This is a genomic window from Mycobacterium shigaense, assembly GCF_002356315.1.
GTDB classification, from domain to species: domain Bacteria; phylum Actinomycetota; class Actinomycetes; order Mycobacteriales; family Mycobacteriaceae; genus Mycobacterium; species Mycobacterium shigaense.
The window spans coordinates 1,363,157-1,387,692 of the sequence record NZ_AP018164.1 but is presented as its reverse complement, the minus strand read 5'-3'; the positions used below and the strand labels follow the sequence as shown (position 1 = coordinate 1,387,692).

The 24,536-nt window shown below is 67.3% G+C and carries 23 protein-coding genes and 2 pseudogenes; 10 read left to right on the top strand and 15 right to left on the bottom strand.

Going from position 1 to position 24,536, the window contains the following annotated elements; genetic code table 11:
• Window positions 1-87: 87 nt before the first annotated feature.
• The 3 genes from MSG_RS06600 to MSG_RS06590 all read right to left on the bottom strand — a co-directional run bounded on the left by MSG_RS06600 (window position 88) and on the right by MSG_RS06590 (window position 3,026).
• Entirely contained in the window at window positions 88-606 is a 519-nt protein-coding gene (locus MSG_RS06600) for an STAS domain-containing protein (protein ID WP_096438118.1), read from the bottom strand.
• A gap of 194 nt (window positions 607-800) precedes the next feature.
• Complete coding sequence (locus tag MSG_RS06595; RefSeq protein WP_232011179.1) at window positions 801-1,802, bottom strand: helix-turn-helix transcriptional regulator; 1,002 nt, start codon at window positions 1,800-1,802, stop codon at window positions 801-803.
• A gap of 114 nt (window positions 1,803-1,916) precedes the next feature.
• Window positions 1,917-3,026 carry a glycosyltransferase gene (locus MSG_RS06590; RefSeq protein WP_096438114.1) on the bottom strand — a complete coding sequence of 370 codons (1,110 nt, stop codon included), beginning with the start codon at window positions 3,024-3,026 and terminating at the stop codon, window positions 1,917-1,919.
• A 175-nt stretch (window positions 3,027-3,201) separates the two neighbouring features.
• On the opposite strand from MSG_RS06590, the gene MSG_RS06585 reads away from it, so the two are divergent.
• Entirely contained in the window at window positions 3,202-4,101 is a 900-nt protein-coding gene (locus tag MSG_RS06585) for a chemotaxis protein CheB (protein ID WP_232011178.1), read from the top strand.
• A gap of 20 nt (window positions 4,102-4,121) precedes the next feature.
• On the opposite strand, the gene MSG_RS06580 is transcribed toward MSG_RS06585, so the two are convergent.
• From MSG_RS06580 to MSG_RS06570, 3 genes and pseudogenes are all read right to left on the bottom strand, one after another.
• Complete coding sequence (locus tag MSG_RS06580; RefSeq protein WP_096438112.1) at window positions 4,122-5,966, bottom strand: CheR family methyltransferase; 1,845 nt, start codon at window positions 5,964-5,966, stop codon at window positions 4,122-4,124.
• 55 nt (window positions 5,967-6,021) lie between these two features.
• Window positions 6,022-6,777 (bottom strand): STAS domain-containing protein, encoded by a 756-nt coding sequence (locus MSG_RS06575; protein ID WP_096438110.1) that lies wholly within the window; start codon window positions 6,775-6,777, stop codon window positions 6,022-6,024.
• 64 nt (window positions 6,778-6,841) lie between these two features.
• Window positions 6,842-6,955, bottom strand: a pseudogene (locus tag MSG_RS06570) (chemotaxis protein CheB); the annotation flags it as partial.
• A gap of 199 nt (window positions 6,956-7,154) precedes the next feature.
• On the opposite strand from MSG_RS06570, the gene MSG_RS06565 reads away from it, so the two are divergent.
• Entirely contained in the window at window positions 7,155-7,412 is a 258-nt protein-coding gene (locus tag MSG_RS06565; protein WP_096444160.1) for a DUF7218 family protein, read from the top strand.
• On the opposite strand, the gene MSG_RS06560 is transcribed toward MSG_RS06565, so the two are convergent.
• Window positions 7,413-7,988, bottom strand: coding sequence for a nucleotidyltransferase family protein (locus MSG_RS06560; protein ID WP_096438108.1), 576 nt, complete (start codon window positions 7,986-7,988; stop codon window positions 7,413-7,415).
• A 96-nt stretch (window positions 7,989-8,084) separates the two neighbouring features.
• Here MSG_RS06560 and MSG_RS06555 point away from each other — a divergent pair, with 96 nt between their 5' ends.
• Genes MSG_RS06555 through MSG_RS06535 form a run of 5 tightly spaced genes read left to right on the top strand, consistent with a single transcriptional unit; the run spans window position 8,085 to window position 11,921 of the window.
• Complete coding sequence (locus MSG_RS06555) at window positions 8,085-8,804, top strand: glycosyltransferase (protein ID WP_096438106.1); 720 nt, start codon at window positions 8,085-8,087, stop codon at window positions 8,802-8,804.
• The gene (locus MSG_RS06550) at window positions 8,801-9,745 is read left to right on the top strand and encodes an acyl-CoA dehydrogenase family protein (RefSeq protein WP_096438104.1); all 945 of its coding nucleotides are present in this window, start codon (window positions 8,801-8,803) and stop codon (window positions 9,743-9,745) included. The genes MSG_RS06555 and MSG_RS06550 overlap by 4 nt, the downstream gene beginning before the upstream one ends.
• Before the next feature lie 7 nt (window positions 9,746-9,752).
• The gene (locus MSG_RS06545; RefSeq protein ID WP_096438102.1) at window positions 9,753-10,526 is read left to right on the top strand and encodes a PIG-L deacetylase family protein; all 774 of its coding nucleotides are present in this window, start codon (window positions 9,753-9,755) and stop codon (window positions 10,524-10,526) included.
• Window positions 10,523-11,152, top strand: a complete 630-nt coding sequence (locus MSG_RS06540) for an SAM-dependent methyltransferase (RefSeq protein ID WP_232011176.1) — start codon at window positions 10,523-10,525, stop codon at window positions 11,150-11,152. The genes MSG_RS06545 and MSG_RS06540 overlap by 4 nt, the downstream gene beginning before the upstream one ends.
• Before the next feature lie 4 nt (window positions 11,153-11,156).
• Window positions 11,157-11,921, top strand: coding sequence for an endonuclease/exonuclease/phosphatase family protein (locus MSG_RS06535; protein WP_096438098.1), 765 nt, complete (start codon window positions 11,157-11,159; stop codon window positions 11,919-11,921).
• 3 nt (window positions 11,922-11,924) lie between these two features.
• Here MSG_RS06535 and MSG_RS06530 read toward each other — a convergent pair whose 3' ends face one another.
• From MSG_RS06530 to MSG_RS25105, 3 genes are all read right to left on the bottom strand, one after another.
• Window positions 11,925-12,233 carry a DUF3349 domain-containing protein gene (locus tag MSG_RS06530; RefSeq protein ID WP_096438094.1) on the bottom strand — a complete coding sequence of 103 codons (309 nt, stop codon included), beginning with the start codon at window positions 12,231-12,233 and terminating at the stop codon, window positions 11,925-11,927.
• Between the two features lie 173 nt (window positions 12,234-12,406).
• Entirely contained in the window at window positions 12,407-12,640 is a 234-nt protein-coding gene (gene mbp1 / locus MSG_RS06525) for a microaggregate-binding protein 1 (RefSeq protein WP_096438092.1), read from the bottom strand.
• A 224-nt stretch (window positions 12,641-12,864) separates the two neighbouring features.
• Window positions 12,865-13,035, bottom strand: coding sequence for a hypothetical protein (locus MSG_RS25105; protein WP_096438090.1), 171 nt, complete (start codon window positions 13,033-13,035; stop codon window positions 12,865-12,867).
• A gap of 425 nt (window positions 13,036-13,460) precedes the next feature.
• On the opposite strand from MSG_RS25105, the pseudogene MSG_RS06515 reads away from it, so the two are divergent.
• Window positions 13,461-15,253, top strand: a pseudogene (locus MSG_RS06515) (thiamine pyrophosphate-requiring protein).
• An 8-nt stretch (window positions 15,254-15,261) separates the two neighbouring features.
• Here MSG_RS06515 and MSG_RS06510 read toward each other — a convergent pair.
• On the bottom strand, window positions 15,262-15,822 hold the full coding sequence (locus tag MSG_RS06510; RefSeq protein WP_096438088.1) for a hemerythrin domain-containing protein: 561 nt from the start codon (window positions 15,820-15,822) through the stop codon (window positions 15,262-15,264).
• A 363-nt stretch (window positions 15,823-16,185) separates the two neighbouring features.
• Here MSG_RS06510 and MSG_RS06505 point away from each other — a divergent pair, with 363 nt between their 5' ends.
• Entirely contained in the window at window positions 16,186-17,241 is a 1,056-nt protein-coding gene (locus MSG_RS06505) for a sensor domain-containing protein (protein WP_096438086.1), read from the top strand.
• 21 nt (window positions 17,242-17,262) lie between these two features.
• The gene (locus tag MSG_RS06500) at window positions 17,263-18,234 is read left to right on the top strand and encodes an aldo/keto reductase (protein ID WP_096438084.1); all 972 of its coding nucleotides are present in this window, start codon (window positions 17,263-17,265) and stop codon (window positions 18,232-18,234) included.
• Here the strand turns inward: MSG_RS06500 and MSG_RS06495 are convergent.
• The 4 genes from MSG_RS06495 to MSG_RS06480 all read right to left on the bottom strand — a co-directional run bounded on the left by MSG_RS06495 (window position 18,220) and on the right by MSG_RS06480 (window position 24,467).
• Window positions 18,220-18,990 carry an SDR family oxidoreductase gene (locus tag MSG_RS06495; RefSeq protein WP_096438082.1) on the bottom strand — a complete coding sequence of 257 codons (771 nt, stop codon included), beginning with the start codon at window positions 18,988-18,990 and terminating at the stop codon, window positions 18,220-18,222. The genes MSG_RS06500 and MSG_RS06495 overlap by 15 nt on opposite strands.
• 137 nt (window positions 18,991-19,127) lie before the next feature.
• Complete coding sequence (locus MSG_RS06490; protein ID WP_096438080.1) at window positions 19,128-20,912, bottom strand: sensor domain-containing diguanylate cyclase; 1,785 nt, start codon at window positions 20,910-20,912, stop codon at window positions 19,128-19,130.
• A 128-nt stretch (window positions 20,913-21,040) separates the two neighbouring features.
• Window positions 21,041-23,197 carry a glycogen debranching protein GlgX gene (glgX, locus tag MSG_RS06485; RefSeq protein WP_096438078.1) on the bottom strand — a complete coding sequence of 719 codons (2,157 nt, stop codon included), beginning with the start codon at window positions 23,195-23,197 and terminating at the stop codon, window positions 21,041-21,043.
• Between the two features lie 67 nt (window positions 23,198-23,264).
• The gene (locus tag MSG_RS06480; protein WP_096438076.1) at window positions 23,265-24,467 is read right to left on the bottom strand and encodes a zinc-dependent alcohol dehydrogenase; all 1,203 of its coding nucleotides are present in this window, start codon (window positions 24,465-24,467) and stop codon (window positions 23,265-23,267) included.
• Window positions 24,468-24,536 lie beyond the last annotated feature (69 nt).

Sequence of the window (24,536 nt, the reverse complement as noted above, 5' to 3'; positions counted from 1 at the left end):
TCGGTGCGAGACATCCGTGTGAACGACGCGCTCCGCATGCTGATTCGTCGAGTGGTGAAGGACGAGAACGCATCCCGATCGGCCACGCTAACCAAAAGCGCTTAAGACGCGGATCGTTTTCATTGCCGCATAAGAGCTTTCGCGCTGCGGTTCCGCTTGGTGTACGGCGCCCGAGCGGAAACGCTGACGGGCGCTGATGCGATCCTCGATGATGTGTATGGCTTCGGGCACTGAAGCGATGACGGGTAAGCCATGGTCGATGAACACCCGGGTGAGCAGGCGCAGCGCCGAACCGCCGACCACGCTGCAATGCCGCTTCGCAGCTCGGTTTTCGTCGTTAAGGACAAGCAACATGCGAAAGCCCGCGATGCCGAGAAACCCCAGCTGACTGAGATCCAGCACCAGCGGCGCGTTCAGCCGGCAAAAACGCCCGATCGCCGCACCGACCAGGTCGGCGTTGGAAACGTCGACCTCGCCTTCGAGACGCAGGACGGTTGCTGTGCTGCGCGTGTGGACATGCAGTCGGGCGGCGCCACAATCGATCAGATAGCGGCTGCGCGGCTCTCCGCGCCCACTGGGCGCGCGAGTATCAGGTAAAGCGGTCATATGGTTACGCCCCCGTAACTGGTGGTAAGCAGGGCGAGCGACGGACTGCGAATCCGATGTGCCACTCGTTAAATCGGTAGCTGCAGACTCAACTCACCACAGCCTAGCAGCAATGCCCCGAGGGCGCATTTCGCAGCGAAATAGCCAGCAGCACAGTATATTCCGTTGCCGTATGCCCGGGCCGTACCGAAGACTCAGAGCCACAGCGTGGTGTGCGGGCTCTGGCCATAGGTTTGTCGGTACAGGACCGAGAATCGACCCGTGTGGACGAAACCCCAGCGTTGTGCGACCTCGCCGACGCTTATCGACGACCGGTCGCCAACGATCAGCTCATGATGGGCCCGGTGCAGCCGCACGCGGCGCACGTACTCGGTTGGCGTGGTGTCGAGCCGCTGGCGGAAGAGATACTGCACCGCCCTGGGGGTCAGATGCAACGCTTCCGCGACATCGCTGATGCCGATATCGCGCCCGACATGCGTGTGGATGAAGGAGACCGCTTCCTTGAGCGGCTCGGGAACCGTCGGGTCGCTGAGCAAATCCTGTTCGGCCGTTACGTTCGACGGGTAGCACTCGAGCAGCATGGCCGCGAGTAGGGCAGCCGTCGAAGCGACGGTCAGCGGTTGGCGTGCGGTCTCGGCGGAACCGAAAGTGGCCGTTACGTAATCGAGCGCACGGTGCCACGCTCGCACCGCGGCGCGCGAGCGCGGCCGCGCGGCGAGGAATTGGATTCGTCGCGGCAGCGGCAGATGCCGATCGGCGGCGACCTTGCGCAGCACGTCCGCAGCCACGCTGATTATCTGGAATCGCGCCGTGTTCGCTTCGAGCAGGCAGGGCAGGCCCGCGGCGACGAGCCGTGGGCTATCCGGCGCAAGCGACGACCCGCCCGTCGCGGTCAACGATCCCGATCGCGGCTGGACCACCAGAATGCGTTCATCGCAAGAGATCTCGAACTGTGCGCGACCCTGAATCAGCACATCGTCGAGCATCATCCCGGCCGTTTCGCAGCGCCGGTGGGTGACGGTCGAGCCACTCGTGAAACTGCGCAGCTGCCAGGCAGGTGCGTACGCCGCCGAAAAGAACCGACGCGCGGCGCCCGCGTCGGCCGAACGGAATTGGTCGTAGGAAACCAGGACGGGACCGGCCAATCCCCCGAACTCGCCGCCGAAGTGAACGTCTGGCAATGCGGTGGCCGCCAACCCAACCGCGGAATCGGTTGTCCCGGGCACGGACTGGTCGGCCAGGCCCGTCACGGCGCCGCCGGCAGGCGCGGCCGCCCGCAGCCCGGTCATGGCGTGACCTCACCCATCCGCTTACAGTACTCCCGCGGGCTGCAGCGGTGAAGCGGACAGCTGGTGCGACTGAAGCTGGCGGTAAATGCTCAGCGCGTCCTGGGCGACCCGATCCCACATGAAGCGGGAAAGGGCTCGACTCCGCCCCGCCGCTCCCATGCCGTTACGGCGAAAGTCTTGCGATAAAAGACTTCTCAATGCCGCGGAGAGCTCGCCGAGACTATGGGTGGACAACACCAGCCCGGTGACGTCGTCGATGACGATGTCGGTCAACACCCCCTCCGGCAGGGCGACCACCGCGACACCGCAGGCCATCGCCCGCAATGCCGCCGCCGGATGGGGCGGCCGCCGCGGCGTGCACGCGACGAGGTCGGCGGATCGCACCAGCGCCGGCAGATCGTCGCCGCCCACGGCGCCCAGGAGCCGAACCCGGTCGTCGACGTCCAGCTCCACGGCCAGGCGCTTGAGCACGGTGCGCGCCTCGCTGTGACGGCGATTGTTCGGGTCGGTCTCGGCGACAACGAGTTCCGCACCTGGGACCCGAGGCAGGGCGCGCACCGCAATGTCAAACCCGTTGCCTGGTAACGGGTTCGGTGCCATGCACAAAATTCGAGGGCAGTGGCCCCGATCGGCGGCCGGGCCTACCGGGTGGTACTGCTCGACGTCCGCGGTGCTCTCGACGGTCGCCCAGGCCGCATTACGCGCCAACAGCGGCTCGATGCGTCGGCGTTCCATGCCTTTGCCCGGCCTGCCTGCCACAGGGGTACGCGACGCCGACGCCAGGCGCCGGAAGGTCTGCACGGTCGGCCGCTTGTGCCGTCGCGCGGCCAGCTGGGCGGCCAAGCCACCAAGCCAGCCGTGGGCGTGCACGATGTCGGGTTCGTCCGACGACCACGGGTCCTCGAGCGCGGCGGCCCACTCGCCGACGAACGGCAGCACGTCGGCCGCTGATCGCACGACCGCGGGCCCGACGGGGATGGGAACGACCCGATGCCCCGACTCGGCCTGCCGGTGCTGGTCCTGCAGGCGCACGTATGCGGTGACGTCGTGGTGTTGAGCCGCGAGCGCGGCGGCGAAGCGCGCGGTGTCGTCACCGGCGACGTCGTCGCCGGTGACGATTGCGATTTTCACCAGAAAGCTCCTCCGTATGCCGTGAGATCCCGAATCTCTTGGCAGACCGAGGCGGCATACCCAGTCCCGCACTCGCTAAACGGTGTCGGGTGGGCTGCTTCGCGCTGCGTCGGCCGGCTTCGCAAACCGGACAGCCCGATCTGCGCGGGGCCGCAATTCGGAGGACACTAGCTGCATGATGGCGTCCGGCGTGCGCCCACCGCTGGTCGAGCTGGTGGTCCTGCTCGCGTCGGCCGGCGGGCTGGATCCGCTCTCGCTCGTGTTGCGTGACCTGCCCGACACGTTCGCCGCCGCTGTCGTGGTGCAACAACACCTCGGCGCTCAGTCCAGTGTCCTGCCGACCATTCTCGGCAGGTCTACGGCGCGCGCGGTCGGCTGGGCGGTCGACGGGCGTGCGGTCCAACCAGACCGGGTCGTCGTGTGCCCACCGAACCGGCACATGGAGCTGCGGGCCAACGGTTCGTGGCACCTGCACCGGATGCACTCCCCCGTCGAGCGCCGTTTCGACGTGCTGCTGACGTCGGTGGCCAGCTCGTACGGGCCGCGGGCTCTCGCGGTGGTGTTGTCGGGGGCCGGTCGCGACGGTGCCGCCGGCACCGCAGCGATGACGCGGGCCGGGGCCATCGTCATCGCGCAGAGCCAGGAAACCGCGGACTATCCATCGATGCCGCGCGCGGCGGCCCAAGCCGGTGCGACTCCGGTGTTACCGCTGCCCGAAATCGGCCGGGCGGTTGCCGCCCTCGTCGCTGGGGTGCCCCTGCTCGCGTCCACACGCGAAAAGGCCAGTGCGGCAACTGGATTGCCGATCAAGCAATCTTCCGTACCCGCGATCGCCCACCACACCGACCGCATCCCGTCATCGCTGGACCACGTGATGGACAGCGCGGCCAGTCGCGCCGAAGCGGCGCGGCTGCGCGCTGCGGAACTGCGGCGCAGACGTCAGGAGCTGGCCGCGGGACTCGGCACCACCGCCGAGACGGTGACCGCGGCGCGGCGCAACGCCCACGAATCGAAGCGCCGCGCGCAGCTGGCGCATCAGGCCGCGTCGCGCGCGGCCGCCCACTGGGGACACTGAGCCGCAGCGCCGGCCAACGTCTAACCGTCTAGCGCCTCCATCAGCAGCAGCGCGCCGCCGGCACTTCCCTCGCCCCCACGAAACGGCGCGCAGGTGACCCGCACCCGGGCGGGCCGGCCGCGCCTGTTCACGGCGTCGACCACCGCTTCCCCGTAGCTGTCCGCATCGACGAAGGCGTTGCCGATGAGTGGCCGCACCGCCTCGAGCGGCAGGCCGATGTCGAGCCCGGTCAACTTGGCACCAGTGGCCTCTTCGGCCCGCAACCCCCACAGGTCCTCGCAGCCCCGGTTCCACACAACGACCCGCATCTCCTGGTCCACCACGGCCAGGCCGCTGTGAACGGAGTTGATCAACGAAGCCAGGAAGCTCTTCGAGTCGTCCAGTTCCAGGCTGCGTTCCCGCAGCATGTCATTGATTGTGTGCAGCTCGTCATTGGTGGATTGCAGCTCCTCGTTCATCGTCTCGAGCTCTTCGTTGGTCGACTGCAGCTCCTCATTGGTGGTCTCCAGCTCCTCCACCGTGGACTGCAGTTCCTCGTTGGTGGTCTCGAGTTCCTCGTTGGTAGATTGCAGCTCCTCGTAGGCCGCCTCCAGCTGGCGGTTGGTCTGGACGACCTTGTCGAGCAGCGCGCGCGTCGCGGTGACGTCGAAAAACACGATCGACACTCCGCGCAGGCCGTTCTCGGCATCGACAAGCGGGTTGACATGGATCTCGAACCACACCGTCTCGACACCCGGCCGCTGCCATTTGACGTCCGGAATACGCGCCGAACGCCGCTCCACCTTGGCCTGCTCGAGGTACGCGCGCAGCTCGACCGGGCGATAGGACACCTCCAGGTCGCGCAGCAGCCGGCCGATGTCGCGCGCCGACAGGCCGAAGACGGTCTCCGCCTGCTGGTTGATCATCGCCACGGTGTCCTCGCCGGTGACCACGATTTGGGCCACCGGGCTGGCGCGAAAGGCCAGATCACGCACCGTGCTCAAGCCCGGCGAGTCGCCCTGGCGGTCGTAGAACGCCGCGGCCGGGTCATAGCGATCGACGCCGACATGACTTCCGCCCGCCTTGCGAAAGATTCGGTTCTTCAAATCCAGCGGGGTGAACCGGTCGCCGTGGCTCAACAACATCTCGGCATGCCCGAGGAATAGCGTGCCATGAGGTCCGAGCGCAAAATGCAAGCGCCCGAGCACATTTCGCTGGGTCTCGGCGTTGAGGTACATCAGGGTGTTGCGGCAGGCGAGCAGGTCGACCCGGGAGATCGGCGCGTCCCTGACCAAGTCGTTGCGACCAAAAATCACGGCGCGCCGCAGATCTTTGTGAAATACACAGTGGCCGTTGACTTGTTCGAAGTATCGGGCCAGCAGTTCGGGCGGCACCGATTCGACGGCCCGTGCGTCATACGATGCGGCACGCGCCTGGGCCAACGCCCCTTCGTCGATGTCGGTGGCGTAAATCTTGACCCGCCGCCGGAATTCGTCCGCGCCCAGCGCCTCGGCCAGCAGTATGGCCAGCGTGTAGGCCTCTTGCCCGGACGCGCAGCCGGCGCTCCATACCCGGATCGGGTCGTTCGGGCCGCGCTCGGCCAGCATCCGCGGTATGACCTCGGCGCTGACGACGTCCCAGGCCTCCTGGTCGCGGAAGAAGGCGGTGACGTTGATCAGGATGGTGTTGAACAGGGACGCGAACTCATCCGAGCTGGCCTGCAGCACATCGAGGTACTCCTCGTAGGTGCCGTATCCCGCTTGGTCCATCCGATGCCGGACGCGGCGCATCAGCGACGTGCGTTTGTAACCCGTGAAGTCGAAGCCCCGCGAATCCCGCAAATAGAGCAGGAGAGTTTCGAAGGCCTCGTCGGTCGTGGCGTCCATGCAGGTCCTGTTCGAAACGAAGTTCCACCGAAGGCCTTGAACACTACTCGCGAAGCTACAGCTGGTTCTCGAGACCGACCGTCGCCCAGACCGTCTTCCCCGACGAGGTCGGGGTGCTTCCCCAGGCCCGGCACAGGGCGCAGACGATCGCCAAACCGGACAACACCTCGGTCCCGTTGTCGCCGTTTTCGATCCGACCGGCCGGCGTTGCGCTGCCATCCTCCACCGCAACCGTGACGGTGTCGCGATAACTCTCGACGATCAGCACCGGTGCGCTGTCAGTGTGGTCGAGGACGTTCTCGATCAGCACCGTCGCCACCGTGCCGGCGACGGGGATGAACTGACCCTGAGCCCACCCCTGCAGCCACCGGGCGATCAACGCTCGGGCAAGGCTGATGCTGATCTCCCGCGCCGGCAGCTCGGTCCGCGCCCGCCGGCGGATACCCACGACGTGGCCGGCGACGGCTTCGAGCGCCACGAAACGATTCGGATGCACCGGCACATAGCGGGCCACCCCGCTGCGTTCGATCCCCTGCCGTCGTCGGGGGTCGGTGCAACACAACAAAATTGGTATGTCAGGCCAAGTGCTGACGTGCCAACGCGCGCTGGTGAACACCGACCACGCCGATTCGGAGGGCAGCACCAGCCCGTCGACGTCGACGATCACGGCGCGTGGCTCGTCCAGCGCAGTCTTGATCACGGCATCGCGCAGCTCACGGTAGGTGGCACTGTCCAGCACGCCGGCGACCGTCAGGACCGCCGCTTCCGGCAGGCGTTCCAGGTCGACCCGGACGGGGCTGGACTCATCCATCGACGCCGCCGGGGCCCGCGCCGATCGAGGCCGGCCATCCGTTGCGGTCAGGCCAGGGATATCCGGCGTAGGGCAGGTCGTCCGGCAATTCTGCAGCCAAATTCGTCAGGGCTTCGACTCCCCCCGCCGATGCACCGATCGTCACCACGCCCCGCAGGTCGTCGTTTGCCTGGGTCACCGTTTTCGGTTACCCGCATTGCGGCTGGGCAACCTTGGCGCCCGTGGATCAGGTGCACGAATCGTTGCCGTCTGGCCTGGCTTGACGAAAGTTATCCGCGCGCCCATCGGAATCGAGCACCAGCTCCCTCAGGTTTGGCCGCCGTTCCGCACGGCAATCCTCCCAGCGGTGCTTCGTCGGAACACGGGAGGTGAAGATCGTGCCGAACTCGTCGATCAAAAACGAGAAGATGTACCAGGATCTGCGCAAGCAGGGCCACTCCAAGGAAAAGGCCGCACGGATCGCCAACGCCGCTGCCGGCCGGGGCAAGTCCTCGGTTGCCCGTAAAGGCGGTAAGTCCGGGTCCTACAGCGACTGGACAGTGCCGCAATTGCAGAGGCGGGCCAAAGAGCTTGGGATGTGCGGGTATTCGAGCCTGACGAAGGACAAGTTGGTCAGCAAGCTGCGCAACCACTGATCAGTCGGTGAGGCCGAGCCGGTCGGCCAGCACCAAGAACGCGGCCGCGTAGTCGTTGTCGTCGGTAGCTTTGCGGAGGTCGTCCCACTCGAGCCGTTCCCGAACGGCTCGGGCGGCCGGCAGCAGTCGCCCGAAGTCGCAGTGATGTTCGTGCAGGGCCAACAGCTTCTGGGTCAGCACCATGGTCGGCGGCAGCACGGGCATCCTGATGGCCAGCACGTCGCGGAGTTCGGCGCGGTCCAGGAAGGCGGCGTCGACGGGAATGCCGTTGACCCGGTGCAGCACGTCGACCAGGGTGTCGCCGGCGCGGGCCTTGAACAGCCAGTCCTCCGGCGGGTGCTCGATAACGAATCCGGCGGCGCGCAGCGTGTCGATCGCCGACGTCACGTCCGACTCGGCGACCACCAGGTCGACGTCATGGCTCGGTTCGGGTCCGCCATAGGACCACAACGCGTAGCTGCCGGCCAGGGCGAAGCGCGGGCCGTGCTCCTTGAGCGCTGATGCCGCACTGCGCAGCGACTCTCGCAGCTGCGCGGGGCACGGGAGCGACTCCGCGGGCGGCTCGGTATTTGCCATAGTGGGTAGGTCATACCCGGCCGACGGGGTGGGCAACCGACCCCGCCTCGGTTCTATGCCCGTTTAAGTAGCGGCCAAACGGGCACTCGGGAAGGTATGCCAGCGCCCGTGTCTCGCGCATACGACCGCACCGTAGTGGTCATCCCCGCCCACAATGAGAAGGCGGATTTGCCGGCGTGTCTGCGCGCGGTGCTGACCGCGGCCCTGTGCGTACCGATTCCCGTCACGGTAATCGTGGTGTTGGACGCCAGCGACGACGACAGCGTGGAGCTGGCCGGCCAGTACGGGCCCGATGTGCACTTCGTGTGCGTCGACGTGCGCAACGTCGGGGCCGCCCGGGCGGTCGGTTTCGGTTACGGACGCTCGCTGTGCGCACAGGACGAGAAGTGCTGGTACGCCACCACCGACGCCGATAGCCGGGTGGATCCGGGATGGTTGATCCACCAGCTGCAGCTGGGTGTCGACATGGTGCTGGGCGTCGTCCGGGTCACCAACTGGCGCCTGCATTCCGCCAGCGCCGCCGACCGCTACCTGCGCGCCTACGCTGCCGGAACGGCACAGGGCGAACACTCGCACGTGCACGGCGCCAACATGGGCTTCAGCGCCCGTGCGTACTGGCGCGTCGGCGGCTTTCGCATGCTGCCCACCGGCGAGGACGTCGACCTGGTGGAGCAGTTCGAGGCTGCCGGCTACCTCATCCACCGGGACACGGAATTGTCCGTGATCACCTCGGCGCGAATCCAGGGTCGGGCCCCGCAAGGATTCGCTCACTACCTCAGCGAGCTGGGGAGAACGGCGGCGGGTGACTGCGCGTGACGGCGGGGCTAGTACAGCATTGGCTGGACTCGGGCCGGCTCGAGCTGCCGCTGCCCGCGTCGGGACGCACGCAGGAACGATGGCAACGACTGGTCGCGCTCGCCGAGGATGACATCGCCGCGGCCCGCATCGCCGAGGCGCACGTCGACGCGGTTGCGATACTTCACGAACTAGGTGGCAAGCCACCGGATTCCGGTCAGCTGTGGGGTGTGTGGGCCGCCGAATCCCCGGACGCGGTGCTGACTGCCACGAGCGTCGGCGGCGGCGCGTTCACCCTCAACGGCACCAAGGTCTGGTGTTCGGGAGCTGGATTCTGCACGCATGCGCTGGTGACGGCGCGGCTAGCCGACGGGGAGCGCGGCTTGTTCGCGGTGTCGTTGTTCGACTCGACCGTCAAGGCCTTGCCCAGCACCTGGTGGAACGCCGGCATGGCCGGCAGCGACACCCGTCCGGTGCAGTTCACCAACGCCCAGGCCGTCGCCGTGGGTGACCCCGGTGACTATCTGGCCCGGCCGGGTTTCTGGCACGGCGGCATCGGGGTCGCCGCATGCTGGCTCGGCGGTGCCCGCCGGGTTGCCGAACCGCTATACCGTTGCGCCGGAAGCGAATCGGCCGACGCGTATTCGCTGGCCCATCTGGGCGCCGTCGACGCTGCGCTGGCCGCCGGCGAAGCGATGTTGAACGCCGCGGCGGCGCGGGTCGACGCGGATCCATTCGACCGAGCTCACGACGCGGAACTGCTCGCTCGCCGTACCCGTGCGATCGTGGAATACGCGGCCGAGGAAGCGATCACCCGCACCGGCCGGGCGCTCGGCCCCGGACCGCTGTGCCAGGACGGGCGGCACGCTCAGCGGGTGGCCGACCTGAGCATCTACATACGGCAAAGCCACGCCGAGCGGGACTTGGCCGCGCTCGGGCGCCTCGCGGGACGCCTGCGCTGAGGGCGACGTGGCCACCACTTCGATCGGAAACTGCGCCCGGTTCGCGGCCAAGCCGCTGACGCACGGCGGGACCCCGGCACCGGTGTGGCTGGCAGGCCTCGACCGGGAACCGTTGCCCCGCCTGGATTTGGCGGATTGCCCGGGGTTGGTCGTCGTGGCGGCCCACCCCGACGACGAGACGCTTGGCCTGGGCGCGACGATCGCCCAACTGGCCGCCTCGGGTGTCGCCGTTCGCGTCGTGTCGGTCAGCGACGGCGGCGCGGCCTACCCAGATGCGACGCCGTGGGCGCAAACTCGTCTGGAGGCCACCCGGCGACACGAATTACGCAGAGCGGCAGATGCTTTGAAAGTCGCGCCCCCGGTGCCGCTGGGCTTGCCCGATGGTCGGCTGGCCGACCACGAAGACCGGCTCGCGGATTTGCTTGCCGAGATCCTCGAGCCCACCGGGGCCCGGCCCTGGTGCGCTGCCACCTGGCGAGGCGACGGGCATCCCGATCACGAGGCCGTCGGGCGGGCAGCCGCGACCGCATGTGCACGCACCGGCGCCGCGCTGCTCGAGTACCCGATTTGGATGTGGCACTGGGCCAGTCCTTTCGACGCCGCGGTGCCCTGGGACCGTGCCCACACGGTGGTCGTTTCCGATCGGGCGATCGCGCGCAAACGCCTGGCGGCGCAATGCTTCCGGAGTCAATTCGGGCCGGCCAACGCCGGGTCGGCGCCCGTCCTGCCGGGTTTCGTGTTACCGCGACTGCTGGCCGTGGGCGAGCTGGTGTTTCGGTGAGCAGCGCCCGGCTGCCCGACACCTATTTCGACCGGGTGTATGCCACTGGGGAAGATCCGTGGCAACTGACGACGCGGTGGTACGAGCAGCGCAAGTACGCCATCACACTGGCGATGCTGCCGAAACCGCGCTATCGCCACGCTTTCGAGCCCGGCTGTTCGATCGGGACGCTGACCACCCGGCTGGCGCAGCGTTGCGCTCACGTGACCGCGCTGGATGTGGCCGAAGCGGCGGTGCGCGGCGCCGATGCGCGGCTGCGCGAAGCCGGCTGCCGCGACCGGGTGACCCTGGGCCGGGGATCGATCGACGAGGCGTGGCCGGCGGGGCCGTTCGATCTACTGGTACTCAGCGAGGTGGCCTACTACCTTGGCGCGGACACCTTGGCGCGGGTGTTGCGCCGCGAATGCGCCGGGCTGCGACGGGGCGCGAATATCATTGCTGCACACTGGCGTCACCCGGTGGCCGACTACCCGCTGTGCGGCGATGCGGCCCACGAGATCATCGCCGCGACGCCGGGACTGACGGCGGTGGGCTGTTACCGGGACGACGACGTGGTCGTCGAGGTGTTCGACACCGGGGACGGGCGATCGGTCGCATCCCGCGAAAACGTGCCCGGAGCCCGCTAGACCGATGCGCGTGGCCACGTTCAACATCCTGCACGGCCGCACCGTCGGCGACGGGGTGCACCCGCAGCGCCTCGACGACTGCGTGCGCCGGCTTGATCCCGACATACTGGCATTGCAAGAGGTCGACTGCGACCAGCCACGGTCGTCGCTGGCCGACCTCACCGGCGTGGCCGCCAAGGCGATGGGTGCGGTCGAACACCGCTTCGTGGCTGCGATCTCCGGCACTCCCGGGGCGACCTGGATGGCCGCCACCGGTCTGGAGCAACCGGGGACCGCGGCGTATGGCATCGCGCTGCTGTCCCGATTTCCAGTGGCCAGTTGGCAAGTCGTGCGTCTGCCGCGAATTCCGATGCGGTTCCCCATGTATCTGCCGGGTCCCAATCGGGTGATGGTCGTCGACGAGGAGCCCCGGACCGCCGTGATCGCGCAGCTGCACACCCCGCTCGGCCCGCTGACGGTCGCGAATACCCATTTGTCCTTCGTGCCCGGTTGGAATCGCCGGCAGCTGCGTCGGCTCATCCACGACATGCACGGCTTCGCCGCGCCCCGGCTGCTGCTGGGGGATCTCAACATGACACCCACGACGGTGCACCGCTGGTCCGGAATGCGGCCGCTGGCAGAGGCGGACACGTTTCCCGCCGGGTCGCCGGATCGTCAGCTCGACCACATTCTCACCGACGACGATCGATTGTGGGGCGGCCCACCGCAGGCGGAGCCGATGCCGCTCTCGGATCACCGCCCGCTGGCCGTCGACCTGATCAACGAGTAGCGCTCACACCGGGGGCGTGTCGTGTCGACGACCCGGCCGTCCCAGCGCCGAGAGCCGCCCTTGCAGGCGCTCGAGGTCGTCCAGCAACGGCAGCTCGTGGGTGACCCGAGTGATTTCGACACCGAGATCGACCCGGTCCAGCAGGCGCCGCCTGGCCCCAATGAGCTTGGCCGCCAACAATCCCAGCTCGTCGTCGGACACCCGCCGCGGCAGCAGCGCCAACAGCGGCGAGTATCCTACGGTCGGCGCCCCGGCGGGATAACCGGCACGAAAGAACGCGACAACGCGCGAAACCCCTTGTCCCAGGCCCATCGCCCACCTCGCTAACCTCGCCGCCACCGTGAACCAGCGACCGTTATCGGCTGGGATAACCTCGCTGTCCGTTTTGAAACCCGTGCCGGTGAATCGGCCGGCCCGATGCTACACCCGCATCGGCGGAAAAAAGTGGTCCGGACCGCCCGGTCCGGACCACTTTGACGCGCGTCCTACTGATTTTCCTTCTGGCGCTCCTCGGCGGCTTTCGCGCCCGCGCGGGCGGATTCGGCCTCGGCTTCCTTCTTGCCGGCATCGCGCTGTGCGTCGGCCTTGTCCTGCTGCGCCTGGCCCTCTTCGACCAGGTCGTCGCGCCCGGCGATCGTCCCACCGAACTCCTTGGCCTTGCCCTTGATGCCTTCCACGGCACCTTCGACGGCTTCCTGCGGTCCACTCTTGTCGCCCATGGATATACCTCCCTCTCGGCATTGCTGAGTGTTTCCCATTCGGGTTGCGGATCCGCTGAACGGCTTCGAGCCCGGCGACATTGCTCGGGCATCGCCTCGGCATACCTGCCGGAGCCGTTCAACCTGCCCGCAACCTGTGGGGTTCCCGCGGCGGGGACCGTCAAACGGATCTGGTAATCGGTTGCAATCCTTCACATCGGATAGCGGGTTGGCGCTCCCCCTGGCTAGCCTTGGCTACGGGCTTCGGCGCCCGTCTCCCCGCTGCCGAAGTCGTCGTCGCCGGAGGCGCGGCCCACGTAGCTGCCGTTCCCCTCGCGGCCGGCCCGAGATCCCGCGACGTGAGGATCGGCCTCCACATCTTCCTCGGCCTTTTCCCTACGGTGCTTTCCGCTCATCGTGTCCCCTCCCCTACCGGTCGATGATGCCGGTGCCCGGTGATACGGCGAATGCTGTTGGTAGCGAAGCACTTTCGCGAGTTGAACAGCGCGGTGCGCAGCGCCTTACCCTCGCCTGATGGTCGAAAGGCATTGCGGTGGCATACCCGCCTCGGTGCCGAGCAAACACCGGTGCGTCGAAGGCTGCCGGCCGGCCGAGCGTCACCGGTCTTTCGCAGGAATAACACGGCACATTGCGGGTATCAGGAGACCCGTGGGGTGCTGAGGCTGCCCGCACGCAAGACAGTGCCGTCGCCGGACGCTGCCTCGCGCGGGCCGGCTCCACCTCGAGTGAGCGCGGCTTCCCACCGCACACCTCTGCTCTGCCGGGAAGGCACCCGGCTTGCTCGATCCTCGGCGAAGCGTTCCGGTTAGGAGACAAGGCAATGTCGAAGCAACAGGTCAGCGACTATCTACTGGAGCGGCTGCGGGCCTGGGATGTGCAGCACGTCTTCGGATACCCGGGGGACGGCATCAACGGCCTGCTGGCCGCGTGGGGCCGCGCCGACAACAAGCCGAAGTTCATCCAGTCGCGCCACGAGGAGATGAGCGCGTTCCAGGCGGTCGGCTACGCGAAGTTCACCGGTCGCGTCGGGGTGTGCACCGGCACCTCGGGTCCCGGTGCGATCCATCTGCTCAACGGCCTCTACGACGCCAAGCTCGACCACGTACCGGTGGTGGCGATCGTGGGCCAGACCAACCGCAGCGCGATGGGCGGGAACTATCAGCAAGAGGTCGACCTGCTGAACCTGTTCAAGGATGTGGCCAGCGACTACGTCCAAATGGTCACGGTACCAGAGCAATTGCCCAACGTGCTGGATCGCGCCATCCGAGTCGCGTTGAGCCAGCGCGCGCCGACCGCGCTGATCATCCCGGCGGATGTGCAGGAGTTGCCGTACTCCCCGCCCACCCATGCCTTCAAGATGGTGCCGTCCAGCCTGGGTATCGAGTGGCCGGACATCGCACCCGATGATGCGGCCATCGCGCGCGCGGCCGCGATCCTCAACGAAGGCAAGAAGGTCGCCATGCTGGTGGGCTCCGGCGCGCGTGGTGCACGCGAAGAGCTCGCCGAAGTAGCGGAGCTGCTCGGTGCCGGGGCGGCCAAGGCGTTGCTGGGCAAGGACGTGCTGAGTGACGAATTGCCTTGGGTCACCGGCTCGATCGGCCTGCTGGGCACCCGGCCGAGCTGGGAGCTGATGCGGGATTGCGACACGTTGCTGACCGTGGGGTCCAGCTTCCCATACACCCAGTTCATGCCGGAGTTCGATCAGTGCCGGGCGATCCAGATCGACGTCGACGGCAGATTGATCGGGATGCGCTACCCGTATGAGGTCAATGTGGTGGCCGACGCCAAAGCCGGACTGCGGGCGCTGATCCCAATCCTGCGCCGCAAGGAAGAACGGTCCTGGCGCCAGGGCATCGAGAAGAACGTGGCGCGCTGGTGGGAGACGATGGACAGGGAGGCAATGGTCAGCGCGCATCCGATCAACCCCCTGCGGCTGTTCTCGGAGCTCTCGCCGCAGCTGCCCGACGACGCGATCGTTGCCGCGGACTCGGGGTCGGCGGCCAACTGGTATGCGCGAAACCTACGCTTCCGCGGCAATATTCGCGGATCGCTTTCCGGCACCCTGGCGACGATGGGGTCGGGCGTCCCCTACGCGATCGGCGCGAAGTTCGGCCACCCGCATCGCCCCGTCATCGCCCTTGTCGGCGACGGCGCCATGCAGATGAACGGTATGGCTGAATTGATCACGATCAAGCGGTACTGGCAGGAATGGGACGATCCGCGCCTGATCGTGGCCATCCTGCACAACAACGATCTCAATCAGGTCACCTGGGAGATGCGGGCCATGGCCGGAGCGCCGAAATTCGTTGAATCCCAATCACTTCCGGATGTCGACTTCGCCGCCTTCGCGGCTAACCTGGGCCTCAACGGGCACGCGATCAAGGACCCCGAAGAACTTTCCGGCGCATGGCGCCAGGCACTGTCGGCCGACCGGCCGACAGTGCTGGACGTCTACACCGACCCGGACATGCCGCCGATACCCCCGCACGCGACCTGGGACCAGTTCAAGGCCACCGCCGCCGCCGTGTTGGCCGGCGACGAGAACGGATCGGCTTCGTCAAGGAGGGCCTCAAGACCAAGGCCCAAGAGTTCTTGCCGCACAAGAAGAGTTGATAGGGAAATCAGCCCTTGCCGACGATGGCGTCGCGGGCCCGGTCCAGCATTGCCGCGAACGGGCCGGCGACCAGGTTGGCCACCTGCGATTCGACCCCGGCGTGCGGCCGGGTCGGGGCGATCGCGTCGGCGAGGCGCGCCGCGCGGCCCATGCTTTCGAGCTCCTTGTTGCTCAATTCCTGCCCGAGCCGGACGAACTCGTCGTGCTCCTCGTGCTCGGCGTGCACCAGGACGGCGTCGCGCAGTTGCGACAGCGTCCGGGTGAACTCCTCGCTGTCGACGTCGAGCTTCTCCAGCTTCTGCAGGACCGTCTTGGCCTCGTGCTCTTCTTCCAGGCGCTCGGAAACCACCGCGTCACCGTTGGCGATCTTGCGCTTGGCTCGCGGGTGCACGATTTCTTCTTCCACGGTTTCGTGGACGGCCAGCAGGCGGCGCAGGTCAGCGAACGACTTCTCCCGCGCCTCGCCGGAGGCCGCCAGCGTCGTGGCGAACAGCGACTTGATCTGCTGGTGCTGGCTGGTGAGAAAGTCGACCACATCTGTGGGCGACTGGATGGCGGTCTGAGCTATAGGTGTCCTCCCCGTTAGTCATGGGCTGGCGCGCGGGTCTACTTCACGCCCTTCGGGGCGGCTACCCGTCGCCGAAATCGACAAAACGTTCCCCAGGTCAGCGGGGGTAGCCGCGGCCAGCAGGGGTACCGCAGCCGATGGCGACACGAGGACGATCGAAAAGCGGTTGCTGCCCGCCACCCAATTTATCTGCGCCACAACGCGTTTACTAGCGCCGCCAGTCCCGGCACCGCGCCTCGACCGGTCAGCAGGAGATGGTTGTAGGCGGCGGCCACGCCGAGGAACAACGACGCGGCGACGTGGTCACCAGACGGCGTGGTGAACTACAGTCGCGAAAGGATCGCAGGCGAAGGAGGGCGCCCGTTGACGAACCCTCAGGATCCGTTCTGGAACAACCCGTTCACCTACGACCCGCTGGGCCGGGTCCCTTACGGCCCACCGATGCCGCCGCCGCTCGGCGCTCCCATGGGACCACCCATGGGGCCACCACCGGGCCCGCCGACGTTCCCGCCGCCCCCACCCCCCCTGCCGTATCGCCCGCGCGTTAACACATTCGCGACGCTGTCGTTGGTGTTCGCCTTTGTCTTCGCGCCCGTCGGCGCCGTCTTGGGCCATGTGGGGCTCGCGCAAATCCGCCGCACCGGTGAGATCGGCCGCCATCGCGCGCTCGTCGGGGTGTCCCTGTCGTATGCGTTCATCGTCCTCGCCGTCGTCGCGCTGGCCGGCTGGGCGACCCTGCCCGGCGCCACCCGAAGCCGCACCGCGACCCCTGCGACCAGCGCCCCCGTCACCACCAGCGAGACACCACCGCCGCCCACGGTGGCGCCGGACGCGATCATCAAGCTGCTGCCCGGTCTGGAAACCCTGAAAACCCTCACCGGCGACCAAAACCTGGAACCGGGCCAGACCTTCGACCGTCCCGGCAAATCCGACAAGGACGGGTCGGTCGACCGCCCGGAGTGCTGGGGAAGCATCGTTCCGGGCGCCCCGGAGGCCTACAGCACCGATTCCATGCTCCGGTACCGCGCGGAGGCGTACTCCGACACCCGGACTTTGTTGAAGTCGATTCAGGTGACCCAAGCGGTCATCGGCTTTCGCGATCCGCCGACGGCCCAGGCGCAGGAGACGAAGCTGGTGGACGGCTGGCGCACGTGTGGCAGCGTGCCCGTGACGCTCACCGCTCCCGGCGGCCCGACGTATTCGTTGACGCTGAGCCCTCCCGCCGACGCCGGCAACGGCATCAGCACGATGGACCTGGCGCCCAAGGGACTTCAAGTGCGCTTCGTGCGGGCGGCCGCGGCCAAGGCCAACGTCGTCGTCGACCTTTACGTAGCCCAGCTCGGCACCACCGATACCGCCGGCGCCCGGCAGTCGGCCGTGGCGATCGCCAATTACGTCCTCAACAAGATTCCCGACTAGGTCTCGCACTACGGTGGCGTTATGAAATTCATCGACGTCGACGGAGTGGGACGGGTCAGCCGAATCGGGCTGGGCACCTGGCAGTTCGGCTCGCGCGAGTGGGGTTACGGGGACCAGTACGCGTCCGGACCGGCCCGCGACATCGTGCAACGCGCGCTGGGCCTGGGGGTGACGTTCTTCGATACCGCCGAGGTCTACGGGCTCGGTAAGAGCGAGCGGATCCTCGGCGAGGCGCTCGGCGACGAGCGCGCCAAGGTCGCCGTGGCCAGCAAGATATTCCCCGTCGCGCCCTTCCCCGCGGTGATCAAGCAGCGCGAGCGGGCAAGCGCGCGGCGGCTGCAGCTGGACCGCATCCCGCTGTACCAGATCCACCAGTCCAACCCCGTCGTCCCCGACTCGGTGATCATGCCGGGGATGCGCGATCTGCTGGACAGCGGCAAGATCGGTGCGGCGGGCGTCTCGAACTATTCGCTGGAGCGCTGGCAGAAGGCCGACGCCGCGCTGGGGCGTCCGGTGATCAGCAACCAGGTCCACTTCTCGCTGGCCTTCCCCAGGGCGCTGAAGGATCTGGTGCCGTTCGCCGAGCGGGAGAACCGCGTCGTGATCGCGTGGAGCCCGCTGGAACAGGGGTTGCTGGGCGGTAAGTACGGCGTCGACAACCGGCCGGGCGGCATTCGCGCGGTCAATGCGCTGTTCGGCACCGAGAACCTGCGCCGCGTCGAGCCGCTACTGCAGACGCTGCGCGATGTCGCCAAGCAGGTCGACGCCAAGCCGGCCCAGGTCGCTCTGGCCTGGCTGATCAGCTATCCGGGCGTGGTCGCCATTCCTGGCGCGTCCAGCGTCGAGCAGCTCGAATTCAACGTCGCCGCCGCCGACATCGAGCTGCCCACCGCGTCCCGCGACGCGCTAACCGAGGCGGCCCTGGCGTTTCGGCCGGTATCGGCCGGGCGCTTCCTGACCGACTTGGTCCGGGAGAAGCTAGGGCGTCACTGACGAGGGCGCTAATGCCGGGGTGCCGGCCGGGGCGCCCCGGGCGACCACGACCGGCATCGACGTAGCGGAGTTGGTGCCCAGGATGGTGTGCACCACCTCGACCAGGTCCTCGATGGGCATGAGCTTGCCCGGCATGCAGCGATCCGCCACCCACACCGGGACGGCCTGCATGGCGAGGTCCATGTCCCAGCCGGCATTCATCCCGGTCGCCGCCTCGCCCTCGCCGCCCGCGCACTCGCCCACGACGAGGTTGGTGAAGCCGACGTCAGGGTGTTCGGCGCGCCAGGCGTCGACCAGCCGCTCGAGGGCCGCCTTGCTGACGCCGTACGCGCCGAGACCCTGCCAGGGCGGGCCGTAAGGACCCGCGTCGGAGGACAGGTAGACCGCCTTGCCCGCGGACGCGGTCAGGTGCGGAATCGCCGCCGCGGTCACCAGCGACGCCCCGATCACGTTGGTGTCGAAGATGCGCCGCCACGTTTCGGCATCGGTGTCGACCAAGCGAACGAGCGGACTGATCGCGGGCGTGTACACGATGTTGTCGATGCCGCCGAACGCGGCGGCGACCTCACCGATCGCCGACTGGCAGGATGCCTGGTCGGTGCTGTCGCACTCGACGGCGACCGCGCCCGATCCGGCTTCCCTGGCCGCCGACTCGATGCGCTCTTTTCGGCGCGCCAGCAGCGCGACCCGGTCACCGCGCTGCGCAAGTCCGATTCCGATACAGCGCCCGAGGCCACTCGATGCACCCACCACCACTGTCCGTGACATATTTGCCCTCTCCTGTAACGACCACGCTGCAGCACAGCGTATCCACCAGGGGCCTGGCGGGCGACGACGGGCAGAACATCGGCTGATGTGCTCCACGAAAGGCTCTGCGCGCCTTGCCAATTAGATTATGACGACGCCCGGTGCGGGGATGGCTCGGCCGAGATCCGGGTGACCCTGTTCCTATCGCCCAATTTGGCTTGGTACATCGCGGCGTCCGCACGGGCCATGATGGCGGAAGACAGCTCGCCCGGCATAGCGACGGTGGCGCCGATGCTCAGGGTCACGCTGATCGACTCGCCGGAGACATGGACGGGCCGGGCGGCGCGGGAGCGGATCTTTTCGGCGATCTCGGCGACCTCGTCGATGCTGCGGACGTCCGACAGAACGACGAGGATCTCGTCGCCGCCAGTCCGTCCCACGGTGTCGTCTTCGCGGACGCTTCCCCGGATCCGTGCGGCCACGGTCGCCAGCACGCGGTCGCCGGCCGCATGTCCCCACATGTCGTTGATTTGCTTCAGATGGTCGACGTCGCAGAACAATACGCCGACGTAGGTCCCGGACGGGCGGGGTCGCCCCAGCGCGGACCTGAACCTGGCCAGGGCCTCGGCCCGGTTCACCAGTCCGGTAAGGGTATCGAACCGGGCCAATCGTTCGAGTCGCTGCTCCGCCTCCACCTGATCGTCGACGATGCGCAGCGCCGCGATCAATCCATCGGTGTCACCCGTCGCGTCGACGTACGGTTTTCCGTGGCCCTCGACCCAGTGATAATCACCGTCGGCGGACTGTAACCGGAACCGTTGCACCACCGATTCGCCGGCCGCGACCCTGCTCAGCGCGGCACTGACGGCCTCGAAGTCCAGTGGATGGATATAGCGGTCCAACTCCGCGGCGCTCCAGGCATGCGGCAGCCACCCGAGTGCGGCCTCGACCGACGGCGAGACCCACGCGAGCTCTCCGTCTCGCAGGTGTACGACGATGTCCACCGCGTTTTCCGAGAGGATGCGATAGCGCATCTCGGCGTCGGCGCGTTGCTTGCTGACCAGCTCCTTCTCTATCAGCAATTTCTGCTCGCCCTGGGTGAAGAAGAACGTCACCGTCCCAACGATGGCGGTGCCCAACAGGATCGAGAAGGTCCACACCGTGTGCTCGCCGATCCCAAGCACCAGGAGGGCCGGCCGCGACAACGCCACGACAACCGGAAAGCCGGCGAGGATGGCCATCAGCCGGAGCAGCGACGACTTGTCGGGCCGGGCAAGCAACCAGGCAACGGGGAACCGGTCGGGGCGTGCCAGCAAAGTCGCGGCGGCAAGCAGCAAGAGCGCGAGCGCCGTCATCAAGGCCTGGCCGGTCGTGGACGAGGTGCCTACCAGCGACAGGACGTCGAACAGGTAGGCCCCGACCGTGACGAACGGGATGGCCGCGCCGGTGGGGATGAACACGGGCCAGACCACTCGGACCCTGCCATCCACCCGTATCAGCCCGACGGCGCTGGCCAAGAGCAGGGACGACGACGTGGTCTGTAGGCTCGGCCGGCCCGGCCAGGTCCATCCCGACGCGCGGACCGCGTCGCCGAACCACACCTGATCCAGGTCGGCCGATCGACCGGTGCCGTACTCCGCCAGCATGATGAGGGCTAAGACAACTACCACCAGCGCCAGACCGCGCCCGGCCCACACGCGCAGTCGCGATGGATCACCCGATTGCGCTCCAATCGCCGCGCCCAGCGCCACCAGCCACAACGCCGTCCACGGCATCATTTGCGGCCAGATCGGATGCATGCGGGTCAGCCGGTCCAAACCGGTCCCCCAGCCCACCCAATCCAGCGCGGCGATGGCGAACACCGCCAGCAACGCGATCCGCCTGCACCGCGCGGCATCATTCAGGCATGCGTCGGGGCTCCGCCTTCCCATCGGCTGCCCCTTCCTCCCCAAGCACACGGCACGGACAGCGTACGCGCATTAGTAGACCCGGTGTCCGGGCACAGAGTCACCAACCGACGAGCAAAGCTCATCGGATCGGGCGGCGACGGAGAGGCTCGTCAGCGCCCGTCAGTGGCGATGGCCTGCAGCACCACGGCGCTGTGGGCGTCGACGGTGAGCGTGCCGCCACCGGGCACCTCGTCGGCGGGCGTCTCCTCCTCGGGCCCGGTGAATACCACGAGCTGCCAAGAGGCACCGAACTCCTTCGGCGGCAGCGTGAATTCGAGCGCCTCGTGGTGGGCGTTGAAGCACAGCAGGAACGAATCGTCGAGCACCCGCTGCCCACGCGCGTCGCGGTCGGGGATGCCGTGCCCGTTGAGGAACACCGCGACGGACTTGGAAAAGCCCGCGCCCCAGTCCTCGTCGGTCATCTCCGAGCCGTCCGGCGCGAACCAGGAGATGTCGGGCAGGCCGTCCTGCCCGCGCCGGCCGACGGGCTTGCCGGAAAAGAAACGCCGCCGCCGGAACACGGGGTGGTCGGCGCGCAGACCGGAGACCTTGCGGGTGAATTCCAGCAGACCGGTGTCGGCCTGCGCCCAGTTGATCCAGGTGAGCTCGCTGTCCTGGCAGTAGCCGTTGTTGTTGCCGCGCTGCGTGCGACCCAGTTCGTCGCCGTGGCAGATCATCGGTACGCCCTGCGACAGCAGCAGCGTGGTCAGGAAGTTGCGCTGCTGCCGGGCACGCAGCGCGTTGATCCCCGGGTCGTCGGTGAGTCCTTCGACGCCGCAGTTCCAGGAGCGGTTGTGGCTCTCGCCGTCGTTGTTGTCCTCGCCGTTGGCCTCGTTGTGCTTCTCGTTGTAGGAGACCAGATCGCGCAGCGTGAACCCGTCGTGGGCGACCACGAAGTTGATCGACGCGACCGGCCGGCGCCCGGTGTGTTCGTAGAGATCGGCCGACCCCGACAGCCGGTAGGCAAACTCGTCGAGCGTGGCCGGCTCGCCGCGCCAGAAGTCGCGGACGGTGTCGCGGTACTTGCCGTTCCACTCCGTCCACTGCGGCGGGAAGCCACCCACCTGATAACCGCCCGGCCCGACGTCCCACGGTTCGGCGATGAGTTTGACCTGGCTGACGATCGGATCCTGTTGGACGAGTTCGAAAAACGCCGCCAGCCGGTCGACGTCGTAGAACTCCCGGGCCAGGGTCGACGCCAGGTCGAAGCGGAAGCCGTCGACGTGCATTTCCGTCACCCAGTACCGCAGCGAGTCCATGATCAGCTGCAGCGCGTGCGGATGCCCGACGTTGAGGCTGTTACCCGTGCCGGTGTAGTCCATGTAGTACTGCTTGTCGTCGTCGACCAGCCGGTAGTACGCCGCGTTGTCGATACCGCGCATCGACAACGTGGGTCCCATGTGATTGCCCTCGGCCGTGTGGTTGTAGACCACGTCGAGGATCACCTCGATGCCTGCCTCGTGCAACGCCCGCACCATCGCCTTGAACTCCTGTACCTGTCCGCCCGGCGAGGCGCCGCTGGAGTACTTGAAGTCGGGGGCGAAGAAACCAATTGTGTTGTAGCCCCAGTAATTCGACAGATTCCGCTCGACCAGGGTCGAGTCGTTGGCGAAGTGGTGCACCGGCATGAGCTCGATCGCGGTGACGCCCAGGCTCTTGAGGTGGTCGATGATCACCGGGTGCGCCACCGCGGTGTAGGTGCCGCGCATCTGCTCGGGGATGTCGGGATGCGTCCGGGTCAGGCCCTTGACGTGTGCCTCGTAGATGACGGAGTCGGCGTATTCGTGTCCCGGCGGGCGGTCGGTGCCCCAGTCGAAGTATGGATTGATCACCACCGACTTGGGCATGCTCGTCGCCGAGTCCTCGTCGTTGCGGCTCTCAGGTTCGCCGAAGTTGTAGCTGAACAGCGACTGGTTCCAATCGAAGGTGCCGTCGATCGCCTTCGCATAGGGGTCAAGAAGCAGCTTGTTCGGGTTGCACCGCCGCCCGGCTTCCGGCTCGTACGGGCCGTACACGCGGTAGCCGTAGCGCTGTCCGGGCTCGATGCTCGGGATGTAACCGTGCCAGACGAAGTAGTCGACCTCGGGCAGAGCGATCCGCGTCTCGGTGCCGTCGGCGTCGAACAGGCACAACTCCACCCGTTCGGCCACCTCGCTGAACAACGCGAAGTTGGTGCCCGCGCCGTCGTACGTGGCGCCCAGTGGATATGCCTTGCCCGGCCACAGCTCACCGGTCGGCGTCGGAAAAGGCGCATCTGCTCTGGTCATGCGGCACTTGATACCCTAGCGCGGCACCACCCAAACCCTGCAACGAAATGCTGTGGCGGACAGCCTCTTAGGAGGCGTTGGTGGCCAGTCCGGGCTTCAGGATGACCTTGACGGCCCCGTCCTTCTTCTTCTGGAAGATGTCGTAGCCGTGCGGAGCCCGGTCCAGCGGCAGCACGTGGGTGGCGAAATCGTCGACGCCCAACGGGTCGTCGTCGGTCAGCAGCGGCATGATGTCGTCGACCCACCGCTTGACGTTCGCCTGGCCCATCCGCAGGGTCACCTGCTTGTCGAACAAGGTGAGCAGCGGAAGCGGATCGGCCATCCCGCCGTACACGCCGATCAGCGAAATAGTGCCGCCGCGGCGCACGATATCGATCGCGGAGTACAGCGCATTGAGCCGGTCCACGCCCGCGGTCTGCATGAATCGCTTGGCAATTGCGTCCGGCAATATCGTGGTGGCCTGCTGGGCGAACTTGGCGGCCGGGGATCCGTGCGACTCCATGCCCACCGCGTCGATCACCGAGTCGGCGCCCCGCCCCTCGGTCAGCTCCCGGATCGCCTCGCCCACGGGCACGTCCAGGCGCGACAGATCGATGGTGTGAATGCCCCGCTTGGCCGCACGGGCGAGCCGCTCGGGCACCAGGTCGACGGCGACGACGCGGTAACCGAGGTGATCCGCGATGCGTGCGGCCATGTCCCCGATGGGCCCCAGACCGAGCACGGCCACCGATCCGCCGTCCGGGATGTCCGCGTAAGCGACGGCCTGCCAGGCGGTCGGCAACACATCGGACAGGTAAACGAACCGTGAATCCGGCGGTCCCACAGGGACTTTGATGTGAGTGAATTGCGCCTGGGGCACCCGCAACAGCTCGGCTTGTCCGCCGGGGACTTCGCCATAGAGCTCCGAATAACCGAACAGCGCCGCACCCATCCCTTGGTCACGTACCTGGGTGGTCTCGCACTGCGTGAACAACCGGTGGTGGCACATGTGGCAACTGCCGCAGGAGATCTGGAACGGGATGACGACCCGGTCACCCACCCGCAGGTCACCGGTCTCGGCGCCGACCTCGCGAACGATTCCCATCGGTTCGTGGCCGAGGATGTCGCCCGGTTTCATGAACGCTCCGAGCACCTCGTACAGGTGCAAGTCGGACCCGCAGATGTTGGTCGATGTGATTTCGACGATGGCATCGGTGGGCTGCTCGATCTTCGGGTCGGGTACCGAATCGACGCGCACATCGCGTTTGCCGTGCCAGGTGACAGCTTGCATGTCCGGCTGGTACCCGCCTTGTCGGCGCCGAAACGAGACGAATACCGGTTGCGGCCGGCGTGCGCGGGT

Coding starts and splice junctions, on each gene's coding strand:
- MSG_RS06585 (WP_232011178.1), top strand. CDS start 3,202: ATGATGGCGTCCGGCGTGCGCCCACCGCTGGTCGAGCTGGTGGTCCTG.
- MSG_RS06560 (WP_096438108.1), bottom strand. CDS start 7,988: ATGGCAAATACCGAGCCGCCCGCGGAGTCGCTCCCGTGCCCCGCGCAG.
- mbp1 (WP_096438092.1), bottom strand. CDS start 12,640: ATGGGCGACAAGAGTGGACCGCAGGAAGCCGTCGAAGGTGCCGTGGAA.
- MSG_RS06500 (WP_096438084.1), top strand. CDS start 17,263: ATGAAATTCATCGACGTCGACGGAGTGGGACGGGTCAGCCGAATCGGG.
- MSG_RS06580 (WP_096438112.1), bottom strand. CDS start 5,966: ATGGACGCCACGACCGACGAGGCCTTCGAAACTCTCCTGCTCTATTTG.
- glgX (WP_096438078.1), bottom strand. CDS start 23,197: ATGACCAGAGCAGATGCGCCTTTTCCGACGCCGACCGGTGAGCTGTGG.
- MSG_RS06480 (WP_096438076.1), bottom strand. CDS start 24,467: ATGCAAGCTGTCACCTGGCACGGCAAACGCGATGTGCGCGTCGATTCG.
- MSG_RS06600 (WP_096438118.1), bottom strand. CDS start 606: ATGACCGCTTTACCTGATACTCGCGCGCCCAGTGGGCGCGGAGAGCCG.
- MSG_RS06535 (WP_096438098.1), top strand. CDS start 11,157: ATGCGCGTGGCCACGTTCAACATCCTGCACGGCCGCACCGTCGGCGAC.
- MSG_RS06555 (WP_096438106.1), top strand. CDS start 8,085: ATGCCAGCGCCCGTGTCTCGCGCATACGACCGCACCGTAGTGGTCATC.
- MSG_RS06575 (WP_096438110.1), bottom strand. CDS start 6,777: ATGGATGAGTCCAGCCCCGTCCGGGTCGACCTGGAACGCCTGCCGGAA.
- MSG_RS06490 (WP_096438080.1), bottom strand. CDS start 20,912: ATGGGAAGGCGGAGCCCCGACGCATGCCTGAATGATGCCGCGCGGTGC.
- MSG_RS25105 (WP_096438090.1), bottom strand. CDS start 13,035: ATGAGCGGAAAGCACCGTAGGGAAAAGGCCGAGGAAGATGTGGAGGCC.
- MSG_RS06530 (WP_096438094.1), bottom strand. CDS start 12,233: ATGGGCCTGGGACAAGGGGTTTCGCGCGTTGTCGCGTTCTTTCGTGCC.